At 62.6% G+C, this 3396-nt stretch carries 2 protein-coding genes; both read left to right on the top strand.

The genetic code is table 11. The features are described 5' to 3' along the window. The first annotated feature begins 841 nt into the window (after positions 1 to 841). Positions 842 to 1237, top strand: coding sequence for a hypothetical protein (locus ACPEH0_RS14700; protein WP_366214736.1), 396 nt, complete (start codon positions 842 to 844; stop codon positions 1235 to 1237). A 47-nt stretch (positions 1238 to 1284) separates the two neighbouring features. Continuing rightward, entirely contained in the window at positions 1285 to 2676 is a 1392-nt protein-coding gene (locus ACPEH0_RS14695) for a hypothetical protein (RefSeq protein WP_366214735.1), read from the top strand. The last annotated feature ends 720 nt before the right edge of the window (positions 2677 to 3396 follow it).

The raw sequence follows: 3396 nt of genomic DNA, 5'->3' as shown, positions 1-3396 counted from the left end.
TCGTTCTGCTGATCACTCGTGAGCGGCACACAAACCTCCGGATCGATCATCGCCGGTGGTGCGTTGACCCGTTGAGATCGCCATCGTTTACGGCAAGGCCGGCGCCGACGTGGATCAGCACTCAACACGCCGGGCGATGTAACCGCCCAAACCCCCGCCGTAACGGCCACTGGCCGAAGCCCGAGACCAACTACCCCGCCCACATGCGCGTCCCCGGCGCACCCATCATCACCGAACGCGGCCCCTACGGCACCCGCAGTACGCGGGCCGGGCGCCGATTTCGGACCGCGCAGTCGAGTGTGCTGGGCAAACGTGAGGCTACGACGGTTAACAATGACGTCGAGCAGGGCCGATCGGTCCTCACCGAGAAGGACATATCGCCTTGATCGGGAGAGCGGAACGCACACATACTGGCGGTCAATATCAGCGTGAGAGCCCGGGTGAGACCAGCAACTCCGAGGCGCACTGCAATCGAGGCCACTACCGAGTGAGGGAGTAGTGGCGCCAGTATTGCTACCACGATCAGGAGGGGCCTCGCCACGAAAATCATGAGCACCACGTAGGCGCGTGGCCAGGCGCTGTCCCTCAACTCGCCGCTCACCAAAAGTCTCGACAGCCGCCAAAAACGCCAACTCGCGAGGGCCGCACCGATCGGCAGATTCGAAGGTGGCTTCACGGAGTCGCCCTAAGAGGGGCCAGGACCGTACTGGCCGCGACTGCCCAGCCACCTTCCCTTCGCTCACCGCGAAAGCTTAGTTGCGGCGCGCCCGACCATAAGTCCATACTTCCACAAGGCGTTTGAATTATCTCCATACGCCAGTCAGCGGACGGGGGTTCGGTTGTGCGGTTGAAACTCGCCGTTGCTTTTCTGGCATTGATCACGCTGTCCGGATGCTCGGCCGGGGAAGCGAAATCGGACGCCAAAGAATGCGACTCGTATGCAAGTCCAGCGGAGGCCCGCGACGCGGCGGATGCTGTTTTCCACGGCGTCGTAATCAAGGCAGATTCTGCGACCCGCGCAGTCGAGGTCAACACGCTCAACGCGCGTGTTGTAAAGGGGGAGCCGGTTGGACGCACGCTGACCCTGCAGTTGCCGGAGTGTGCGGGCGATCTGCCTCAGCCAAACGATGACGTGATCGTCTTCCTCTCTCAAACTGGGGAGAGTTTCAGCTCCTTTCCCGGGACGCCGGGTCTGATCCGCTCATCGACTGAGGAGCTACCAAAGGCCTGGCCCTAATCAGTACCGACTGCCGGTGCGGGGCTCTGGGGGGAGAAGAAAACACCATGTCAGACAAGTCACAGAAGCGCCGATTCTTCGCGAGACGACCAATCACCGGAGCTGCCCTTGCCGCAATCGGGCTGGCGGCAACCGCATTCATGGCACCACCAGCTTCTGCATCGGAGGGCACCAGCCCGGCTGCCACAGGTCCTTCGAGTCCAGATGCTACAGAGATTCTCGACCAAAGCGAGCGCATCAGAGCCGAGCTCGGCTTTCCCGCGAGCACAGACGCAATTGCTCGTATTCTGGCCACTGAGGGACTCACCATCCGATCCAGTGCTGCTGCCCTTGCGCCCGAGGTAAACGAATACGGCTTCATTGGCACAGCCGCCGAGACCGCTGAGATCTCACGCCGGAACGCCCTAGTCGAGTCCTTCGAGTCTGAGGCTCCAGAAGTCTTGGAAGCGCCAGGGTTCGCCGGCTACTACCTCGACAACATCAACGGCGGCACACTCGTCGTGCAATTCCAGCCGGGACAGGCGCCAACCGACCTCGCTACCGAACTCCGCGAGCTCGCCATTTCCTCAGGAAGCTCGGAGGAAGACATCGCCATCCGGGAAGTTGAGCATTCGTCGGCCGATCTGGACGCCGCTATGCACGCCGCATGGGATGAGGCGCAGAAAGCTGGCTATGCGCCTAACATCGCCAGCATCGCTGAAGACCCCCTGACGAATAGCCTGGACATCACGCTGACAGACGCCAGCGTGGGCGAACTTGTGCAGCGAACTCTCGAAGCCTCAGGCGTGGATGCTTCTTACGAGGTCGACCAAGAGGTCGGTGACCTCGACTGTTCATCTCGCACAGATTGCGATGCCCCTCGTCGAGGCGGCGTCGGTATCGATCGCAGCAACGCTGGTTGCACGACCGGATGGGTGATGGTTCGCAATGGCGTGCGGGGCGCAATCACCGCCGGGCATTGCTGGTACGGAGCAACCGGGACCGTCACGTCCGGTGGCGAGACATATGGCTCTCTGACCTCTACCAATGCCCTGGCTCCCGGCACCCACGCTGACATGCGCTGGATATCCATCCCCAGCAACGCGCAGCCCTGGATCTATGCGAACAACAGTGCCAAGTCGAACGTGGTGAAGGGGCAGTCGCTCGGTGCCGTGGGCTCCACAGCGTGTCAGTTCGGCCGAAACTCGGCGACCCCGCGGTGCGGCACGATCTCGAGCACGAACGTGAGCCACTACAGCGCGACGGTTGGGGGAACTGTCTACGGCCAGTCCCGGTCGACAATGTCAGGTCAGGGAGGCGACAGCGGGGGCGCTGTCGCCTCGTCCACCGCCGGAACCACAGCGCGCGGGACTGTCAGCTATGGCGGTGCCAGCTGGGTCAACTACAGCTGGATCGGCTACGCGGGTCAGTACAACCTGGGAACTCTAGTCACCGGTTAGCCTGGGCCGTTCCGACCTCACACCAGCCGCGCCTGTGCGCGCTGACGTCGACGAAATGTGAGCCGGAGCCCAGCCACTCCCACCACGGGGTCGCGCGATCATGGCGCGCCCCGTGGTGGTCTTTCATTCGCATCGAGGGATCAGGTGCTGACTTCAAGGGCGATGTTGATCCTCTCCTCGGCGCTGGTGTCGGAAATAAGGAGAAGCCTGAACGCGCACCCTAGCGCTGTTGACGCGCTCGCCACAGCGCACACCCTCGGCTGACGGCAGCTGCCTTACCCAGCCCCTCGCCCCCGGAGCCGTTGACGCTGCACTGGATAGAACGCCTGGTGGCAGTCGCCGCTCCCAGGCCCAATCCGTGAGTTGATAGTGGGCGGTGGCCAAACCCCGTTCATCCGGGTTCTGTAAGTGTCCGGTGAGAAGCGGTCACCCGGTGAATATGTTGCGCCCGATGCCGACGTAGATTACGAGCGCCATGAACGCGAGGGATGCGACATGGCGAGCGACTCGAACACCGGGCCGTTCTGATATCTCTGCGAGCCAGATCACAGGGACCAGAATCGCCGCACCGGCGAGTGACCCGATGGCAGCCGAGGAGTCGCTGAGCAACGAATCGATTTACGGGGTGTCGGCGGCGGGTGAATCCTGGTCACTTTCGGCGCTCGAAAAGTGAACGGTTGCGGGCAGTCTAGCCAGGGGTCTCGTCGGTGGTGGTGCGAA

This window comes from Microbacterium sp. NPDC079356 (assembly GCF_049545465.1).
In the GTDB taxonomy this organism is placed as follows: Bacteria; Actinomycetota; Actinomycetes; order Actinomycetales; family Microbacteriaceae; genus Microbacterium; species Microbacterium gawkjiense.
Note: the sequence above shows the minus strand (reverse complement) of the source record. Positions and strands in the feature narration are given on the sequence as shown.

What these genes read in the sequence shown, in the direction of transcription:
- ACPEH0_RS14695 (WP_366214735.1), top strand. Translation starts at nt 1,285, where the DNA reads ATGTCAGACAAGTCACAGAAGCGCCGATTCTTCGCGAGACGACCAATC.